General features: G+C 70.8%; 7 protein-coding genes and 1 pseudogene. All 8 read left to right on the top strand.

Going from position 1 to position 8,155, the window contains the following annotated elements; all coding sequences use genetic code 11:
• Nucleotides 1-1,320: pseudogene (locus AB0E07_RS39705) on the top strand (hypothetical protein); the annotation flags it as partial.
• 9 nt (nt 1,321-1,329) lie between these two features.
• A complete protein-coding gene (locus tag AB0E07_RS39700) occupies nt 1,330-1,743 on the top strand; it encodes a roadblock/LC7 domain-containing protein (RefSeq protein ID WP_030216565.1) in 414 nt (137 codons plus the stop codon).
• A 112-nt stretch (nt 1,744-1,855) separates the two neighbouring features.
• Nucleotides 1,856-2,254 (top strand): DUF742 domain-containing protein, encoded by a 399-nt coding sequence (locus AB0E07_RS39695; protein ID WP_015657618.1) that lies wholly within the window; start codon nt 1,856-1,858, stop codon nt 2,252-2,254.
• Entirely contained in the window at nt 2,235-2,810 is a 576-nt protein-coding gene (locus AB0E07_RS39690; protein ID WP_015657619.1) for an ATP/GTP-binding protein, read from the top strand. Before AB0E07_RS39695 ends, AB0E07_RS39690 begins: the two co-directional genes overlap by 20 nt.
• A gap of 378 nt (nt 2,811-3,188) precedes the next feature.
• Nucleotides 3,189-6,392, top strand: coding sequence for a nitrate- and nitrite sensing domain-containing protein (locus AB0E07_RS39685; RefSeq protein WP_362263323.1), 3,204 nt, complete (start codon nt 3,189-3,191; stop codon nt 6,390-6,392).
• 10 nt (nt 6,393-6,402) lie between these two features.
• On the top strand, nt 6,403-6,816 hold the full coding sequence (locus AB0E07_RS39680) for a roadblock/LC7 domain-containing protein (protein ID WP_003993185.1): 414 nt from the start codon (nt 6,403-6,405) through the stop codon (nt 6,814-6,816).
• Between the two features lie 93 nt (nt 6,817-6,909).
• Nucleotides 6,910-7,491, top strand: a complete 582-nt coding sequence (locus tag AB0E07_RS39675; protein WP_362263321.1) for a DUF742 domain-containing protein — start codon at nt 6,910-6,912, stop codon at nt 7,489-7,491.
• Entirely contained in the window at nt 7,472-8,053 is a 582-nt protein-coding gene (locus tag AB0E07_RS39670; RefSeq protein WP_026150693.1) for an ATP/GTP-binding protein, read from the top strand. The genes AB0E07_RS39675 and AB0E07_RS39670 overlap by 20 nt, the downstream gene beginning before the upstream one ends.
• Nucleotides 8,054-8,155 lie beyond the last annotated feature (102 nt).

Raw genomic sequence — 8,155 nt, 5'->3', positions numbered from 1 at the left:
CGCTACGTCATCGCAGGTCTGGTAATCGCCCCGCGCGGGGCGCAGCCCCCGGCCGGTCCCCCGCAGAACCGGCAGGCTCCGCCCGCGCACTCCGCGTTCGGCCAGGCGCCGGGCGCCGGAGCGGGCATGCCGCCCGCCGGCCCGCCGCAGGGCCAGGACGCCTTCGGTGGCGGACGTCCCCAGTCCGCCGCTCCCCAGCAGCCGCAGAACCCGGGCGCCGAGCAGGGCGGAGGCGGCCGTCGCAGCCGTCGGCCGCAGCTGCCGGGCGGCCGGGGCGGTCAGCGCGCCGAACTGCCGGGCGCCGGCGTCGGTCAGCAGCGCACCCCCAGCTGGAGCGACGAGAACGCCCAGCCGCCGGTGCCGCGTGCCTCGCTCGACACCCCGCGCGGTCACGACGAGCAGGACCCGGCGCAGACCTCGCGCATGCCGCGGATCGACGACCGGCAGGGCCCGGCGGTCACGGCGGAGATGCCGGCCATCCCGCGCGGCGACGCCCGCCCGGCCCCCTCGTACGACCCGCAGAACACCGGCCAGTTCCCGCGGCCGAACGGTCCGCAGGGCCAGAACACCGGCGAGTACGCCCGTGGGGACCTCCACGGTCCCGGCGGTGCGCAGTCCACGGGTCAGTTCCCGGCTCCGCAGGGCTACGACAACGGCTCCACGACCGGACAGCACTCCCTGCCCAACCGGCAGAACCCCTCCACCACGGGTCAGTTCGAGCGTCCCCAGGCGGGCGGTCCGGCCGACTACAGCCCCCCGCGTCCTCCGGCCCCGCCGCGTCAGCAGCAGCGGCCGAACCGGCCCGAGCCCGAGGCGCTGCCGCCGGCACCCGGTCCCGGTGACGGGCGGACGCCGCTGTACGACACGCTGGAGACGAACTGGTTCCGCGGCCAGCAGGCGCAGCAGGGTCAGGGGCAGCAGCCCCAGGCTCCGCAGCACCACGCCCCGCAGCAGCCGCAGGCCCCGGCCCCCACGCCGCCGGCCCAGGCACCTCAGACTCCGGCTCCTCCGCGACAGGCCGCCACCGGCACCTGGCGCACCTCGCCGAACGACGACCTCGTCCGGCAGGCCGAGCGGGTCCGGCAGCCGGCCGCGGGCGGAGTCACCACCTCCGGCCTCCCGCGCCGGGTGCCCCGGGCGAACCTCGTCCCGGGCACGGCCCAGCAGCAACAGCACCAAAGCGGTCCGCAGGTCTCGCGTGCGCCTGATGACGTGCGCGGACGGCTGACCAATCTCCGTCGGGGTATCGCGCAGGGTCGTCAGGCCGGCAACGGCCAGACCGGCAGCTTCCCGAGCCCCACTCACCAGCAGGAGCGTTAGTTGAGTCCGATGAGCCAGGCGGCACAGAACCTCAACTGGTTGATCACCAACTTCGTGGACAACACCCCCGGGGTGTCCCACACCGTCGTCGTGTCCGCCGACGGTCTCCTGCTGGCGCTCTCGGAGGGTTTCCCTCGTGACCGCGCGGACCAGCTCGCGGCCGTCGCGTCCGGACTGACCTCTCTGACGGCCGGCGCCTCCCGGATCTTCGAGGGCGGCAGCGTGGCACAGACGGTCGTGGAGATGGAGCGAGGATTCCTTTTCCTCATGTCCGTCTCCGACGGCTCGTCACTGGCCGTCCTCGCGCACCCGGAGTGCGACATCGGCCTCGTCGGCTACGAGATGGCGCTGCTGGTGGACCGGGCGGGAGCGGTACTGACGCCCGACCTCCGTGCCGAGCTCCAAGGCAGTCTGCTCCACTGACCCTCCCTGGATCCACCCGTCTCACCAAATCACCGTCAGGCCGACACAGTTCCCCCCACCGGCCCCGACGGACGGCACGACTGACCGACTTGCTGTCCCGCCCGGAGGATTCATGACCCCGCCCAACGCCTCTCATGATCCGTACGCGGAGCCGTACGAGGATGAGGGCGACCAGCCGCTGGTACGTCCGTACGCGATGACCGGCGGCCGGACCCGGCCGCGCTACCAGCTGGCCATCGAGGCCCTGATCAGCACCACGGCCGACCCGGCAGCGCTCATGGGGCTGCTCCCAGAGCACCAGCGCATCTGCCATCTGTGCCGTGAGGTCAAGTCGGTCGCCGAGGTCTCGGCGCTGCTCTCGATGCCTCTCGGCGTGGCCCGGATCCTCGTCGCGGACCTCGCGGAGGCCGGGCTGGTCGCCATCCACCAGCCGGGCGGCGACGAGAACAACGGCGGCGCTCCGGATGTGACGCTGCTCGAAAGGGTGCTCAGTGGACTTCGCAAGCTCTGACGGAGGCCGGGCGACCACCTCCGCGAAGATCGTGGTGGCGGGCGGCTTCGGCGTCGGCAAGACGACGTTCGTCGGCGCCGTCTCCGAGATCAACCCGCTGCGCACGGAGGCCGTGATGACGTCCGCGAGCGCGGGCATCGACGACCTCACCCACACCGGGGACAAGACGACCACCACGGTCGCCATGGACTTCGGCCGCATCACGCTCGACCAGGACCTGATCCTGTACCTGTTCGGCACGCCCGGCCAGGACCGCTTCTGGTTCATGTGGGACGACCTGGTGCGCGGCGCGATCGGCGCCGTCGTGCTGGTGGACACCCGCCGTCTCGCCGACTGCTTCCCCGCGGTCGACTACTTCGAGAACAGCGGGCTGCCGTTCGTCGTGGCCCTGAACGGCTTCGACGGCCACCAGCCGTACGCGCCCGAGGAGGTGCGCGAGGCCCTGCAGATCGGCCCCGACACCCCCATCATCACCACGGACGCCCGCCACCGCTCCGACGCCAAGAGCGCGCTGATCACGCTGGTCGAGCACGCCCTCATGGCACGGTTGAGGTAGGCAACCAATTCCGCTGCCGCGTCCGGCAGTTGTCGTAGAAGTCCCGGAGCCGGCTGTGGCCTTTGACACGGTCGGCTTCGGTGTTCATAACGTTTCGGCAGAGGAATCGGGTGGTACCGCAACGCGTCGCGGTCAACCGGTCTCGCTGCGCGTACGAAGGCCCCGCCTTTTGGCGGGGCTCGCTCTTTATGACCGTTTTATCTGGGGCTTACATCACAGCGAAAGTTCGCTTCCCACTGTTTGGAAGTGCACTGGTCCACGTGCTGGAATGCCTGAACTGCCCAATAGTCAATGAACGTACTCGTCAGTCGGCGAGTACTGGGCCCTGAGAGACTGCGGCACAACGTAGGTGCCGACCGCCGAGAGGTTGTTGGTCGAGTGAGGCGAAGCAAGAACGGTCCCGAGCCGTCGGCCCGGGGCAACTTCACCCCGCCGCCGCGCGGAGCGGCGCCCGCCCCTGTGTCCGGTCCGGAGCCGACGGCCGCACCCGCTTCCAGCGGCGGCCGTCTCTCCCCGCGCAACTGGCGGGTGCCGACCCGGCTGAACGCGATCCTGCTCATACCCGTGCTGGTCGGCCTGGTCATGGGCGGCTTCCAGGTGAAGAGCTCGATCGACACCTGGCAGGAGGCGGAGGACGCGAAGGACACCGCGAACCTCGTGCGGGCCTCGCTGAACTACGCGGACGCGCTGTACAACGAGCGTGACATCACCGCCGCTCCGCTGCTCCTGAACAAGGACAAGGACGTCGTCACGGCGGCCCGCAAGGCCACGGACGACGCCGCCGACGCCTTCGACGTCGCGGCCCAGAACATCCCGGGCAAGGCGGGTCTCCAGCGCCGTCTCGAGCTCTTCCGCGAGGTGGAGCCGGACCTGACGGAGCTGCGCGAGAAGGCGTACACCAACGACCTTCTCGGAGTGAAGACCGAGGAGGGCTACGTCGACGTCGCCCACCCCCTCACCGAGTTCGCCAACGAGCTCGGCCTGGGCACCGGCAACGTGACGTCCTACGGCCGCACCGTGTACGCGATCGAGCTGACCAAGGGCGCCCTGTCGCTCCAGCGCTCCATCGGTATGCACATGCTGGTCCAGCCCGGCCCCGGCAACAGCAGCTTCGCCAGCCAGAAGGTCGCCCTGTCCTCGTACGCCTACCTGGAGGGCATCGCCGTCCAGGAGTACCTCGGTGGTGGCACCGAGGCCGACGCGCAGCGGCTGACCGCCGCCGAGGCGGAGATCAAGACCAAGGGCGCGGCGATGGCCAAGGAGGCGGCCCAGAAGGCCGCCGCCGAGGGCAAGACCTATGTGCCGCCGCCGGCCAAGACCACCGACATGGTCCGGGCCGTCGCGGGCATGGAGTCCACCGATCCCCTGGTGCGCCAGGGCCTCGCCGAGCAGGGCGTGACCGCCGAGAACTGGTGGGCGGTCAACACCCTCAAGTACGACGCCTACCGCCAGATCGAGTCGGACATGACCGACACCGCGGTGAACGAGGCCGCGGCGATCGCCGACGACGCCAAGCGTGACGCCTTCATCGTGGGTGCGGCCGTCGTGGTCGCGCTGCTCGTGGCGTTCATCCTGGCCGGCATGGTGGCCCGCCAGATGAGCCGCTCGATGCGCCAGCTGCGCAACGCCGCCTTCGGTATCGCCGAGCAGCGTCTGCCGATGCTGGTCGACCAGCTCTCGCGGACCGACCCCGGCCGGGTCGACACCCGGGTGCAGCCGATCCCGATCACCACCACGGACGAGATCGGCGAAGTCGCCCGCGCCTTCGACCAGGTCCACCGCGAGGCCGTCCGGCTCGCCGCCGAGCAGGCCCTGCTGCGGGGCAACATCAACGCGATCTTCACCAACCTCTCGCGCCGCAACCAGTCGCTGATCGAGGGCCAGCTGACCCTGATCACCGACCTGGAGAACAACGAGGCCGACCCGGACCAGCTGGAGAACCTCTTCCGCCTGGACCACCTCGCGACCCGTATGCGCCGCAACGGCGAGAACCTCCTGGTCCTCGCCGGCGAGGAGCCCGGCCGCCGCTGGGACCAGCCGGTCCCGCTGGTCGACGTCCTGCGCGCCGCCTCCTCCGAGGTGGAGCAGTACGAGCGCATCGAGCTCTCCGGCGTGCCGGAGGCCGAGATCCACGGCCGCGCCGTGACCGACCTCGTGCACCTGCTGGCCGAGCTGCTGGAGAACGCCACCACGTTCTCCTCCCCGCAGACCAAGGTCCGCGTCACCGCGACCCGTCTCCCCGACGGCCGCGTGATGATCGAGATCCACGACAAGGGCATCGGCCTCACCGCCGAGGACTTCGCGGACATCAACCACAAGCTGGCCAACCCGCCGACCGTGGACGCCGCGATCTCGCAGCGCATGGGTCTGTTCGTGGTCGGCCGCCTGTCGGACCGGCACGGCATCCGGGTCCAGCTGCGCCCCTCGGGCGAGCAGGCCGGCACCACCTCGCTGGTCATGCTGCCCGACGCGATCACCCACGGTGGTGGCGGCGGCGAGGCACCGGCGCACGACCAGTTCACCGTCTCGCAGATCATCCCGGAGCAGCAGTTCCAGGGTGAGAACTTCGGTGGCCAGCCGATGCGCACGGCGGCCGAGCTGGGCTTCGACGACAGCCGCTACGAGGTCCCGGACGACATCCGCGACCTGGACCCCGTGGGCCGCTCCCTGGTCCGCGAGGAGCGCCGTGCGGCCCTGGAGGCCCAGGCGCACGGTCCGGAGTCCGGCGAGACCCCCGGGTACGACGAGTTCGCCCCGCAGCAGCAGTCCTACGACAACGGCCAGGGCGGCTTCCCCGAGCAGCAGTCGGGCTACGACCAGCAGACGACGTACGACGAGCAGCAGCAGACGTCGTACGAGGAGCCGTACTACGCCCAGAACGGCGGGCTTCAGCAGAACGACACGTTCTCGTCCAACGGCGGTTACCCCGAGCCGGCCTATGCGGAGCCCGCTCAGGAGGAGCCGGCGGCCGCCCACGGGTCCGCCCCGGAGTCCTTCACGGCCTTCGAGGAGCGCCGCTACCAGGACGACTGGCCGCAGCAGGACGACTACCGCGGTGGCTACTCCGACCAGTACGCTCCACAAACGGAACCTGTGCAGGCCGCTGACGCAAGTGAGCGCGACAGCGTAGGCTTCGACCGTCCGGGACCGGCCCCGTCCGCCGCCCACGAGCTGACCGACGCAGGCCTCCCGCGCCGCGGTGCCCCCGCGAGCGGCGCCAACGGCGCCCGGCCCGTGAGCCAGGACGCACCGGCCCCCGCCGACGGTCCCGGCGAGCCCGGCTGGCGCTCGGCGAACGACGACCGCTGGCAGCAGGCGGCGCAGCTCCGCAAGCCCAAGGCGGGCGGAGTCACCTCCTCCGGTCTGCCCCGGCGGGTACCCAAGGCCAACCTGGTCGAGGGAGCCGCCGAAGCCACCCCCCAGGGCGGCCCACAGGTCTCCCGCGCTCCCGAGGACGTCCGGGGCAGGCTGAGCAACCTGCGCCGGGGTGTCCAGCGGGGTCGCAGTGCGGGAAGTGAAACGAACGGCCAGGCCACTAGGAACCACAGTGGGCCTGACAGCACCTACAACCAGGAGCGTTAGTGTGAGCCCGATGAGCCAGGCGGCACAGAACCTGAACTGGTTGATCACCAACTTCGTGGACAACACCCCCGGGGTGTCCCACACGGTGGTGGTCTCCGCCGACGGACTCCTTCTGGCGATGTCCGAAGGCTTTCCGCGCGACCGCGCCGACCAGCTTGCGGCGGTCGCCTCCGGTCTGACCTCGCTGACCGCGGGTGCCTCGCGCATCTTCGAGGGCGGCGCCGTGAACCAGACGGTTGTGGAGATGGAGCGGGGATTCCTGTTCATCATGTCCGTATCCGACGGTTCCTCGCTCGCCGTCCTCGCCCACCCGGAGGCGGACATCGGCCTCATCGGGTACGAGATGGCCCTCCTGGTGGACCGCGCGGGTACCGTCCTGACGCCGGATCTGCGTGCGGAGCTCCAAGGGAGCCTGCTCAACTAACAGACACACGGTGCGTTTTGGCGTCCCGGGGCCGTAAGGTTTCGGGACGCGGCTCCACATGTTGGGTGCCAGGCACAGTCGGAGGAGGAGAAAGTGGCAACACCCCCAGACGGTTCATCATCGGGCAACTGGTCGTACGGCCCTGCCCAGGGTCAGAACGACGGTTCCCAGAACCGGTACAACTTCCCCTCCACGCCGAGCCAGCGGCGGCAGCAGCCCTACGCGCCCCAGGCCCCGCAGGGTCCGGGACCGTACGACCAGCCGCAGGCGCCGCGCATCCAGCCCGTGCAGCCGCATCGACGCGCCCCTGAGCCGACGCCCGCCGGGGCGTCGAACAACCCCCTGGTGCGCCCGTACGCCATGACGGGCGGACGCACCAGGCCGCGGTACCAGCTCGCCATCGAGGCGCTGGTGCACACCACCGCGGCTCCGCACCAGATGCAGGGGCAGCTGCCCGAGCATCAGCGGATCTGCAACCTCTGCCGGGAGATCAAGTCGGTGGCGGAAATCTCCGCCCTGCTGACGATCCCGCTCGGCGTGGCCAGGATCCTCGTCGCCGACTTGGCGGAGGCGGGACTGGTCGCCATCCATCAGCCCGGCGGCGACGAGAACGCCGGTGGCCAGCCAGACGTGACACTGCTCGAAAGGGTGCTCAGTGGACTTCGCAAGCTCTAGCGGCGGTCCTTCCCGCTCCACCACCTCGGCGAAGATCGTGGTGGCGGGTGGCTTCGGCGTGGGCAAGACCACGTTCGTCGGGGCCGTTTCGGAGATCAACCCGCTGCGCACCGAGGCCGTGATGACTTCCGCTTCGGCGGGCATCGACGACCTCACCCACACCGGGGACAAGACGACCACCACGGTCGCCATGGACTTCGGCCGCATCACCCTGGACCAGGACCTGATCCTGTACCTGTTCGGCACGCCCGGCCAGGACCGCTTCTGGTTCATGTGGGACGACCTGGTGCGCGGCGCGATCGGCGCGATCGTGCTGGTGGACACCCGCCGTCTCGCCGACTGCTTCCCCGCGGTCGACTACTTCGAGAACAGCGGCCTGCCGTTCGTCGTGGCCCTCAACGGCTTCGACGGCAGCCAGCCGTACAACCCCGACGAGGTCCGCGAGGCCCTGCAGATCGGCCCCGACACCCCGATCATCACCACGGACGCCCGCCACCGCGCGGACGCCAAGAGCGCGCTGATCACGCTGGTCGAGCACGCCCTGATGGCCCGTCTGCGGTAGTCGGAGCACGCCGTCGACCGCGGCCCCCGTTCCTCCTGTGGGAGGATAGGGGGGGCCGGGGGGGCGGCGGGGGGGTGGGGGGGGGGGCCACCGCCCCCCGAC

The sequence above is a fragment of the Streptomyces sp. NPDC048002 genome (genome assembly GCF_040653275.1).
In the GTDB taxonomy this organism is placed as follows: Bacteria; Actinomycetota; Actinomycetes; order Streptomycetales; family Streptomycetaceae; genus Streptomyces.
The sequence above is the reverse complement of the archived record's forward strand: the minus strand, read 5'-3'. Positions and strand labels throughout refer to the sequence as shown.

Coding starts and splice junctions, on each gene's coding strand:
- AB0E07_RS39700 (WP_030216565.1), top strand. CDS start 1,330: ATGAGCCAGGCGGCACAGAACCTCAACTGGTTGATCACCAACTTCGTG.
- AB0E07_RS39695 (WP_015657618.1), top strand. CDS start 1,856: ATGACCCCGCCCAACGCCTCTCATGATCCGTACGCGGAGCCGTACGAG.
- AB0E07_RS39680 (WP_003993185.1), top strand. CDS start 6,403: ATGAGCCAGGCGGCACAGAACCTGAACTGGTTGATCACCAACTTCGTG.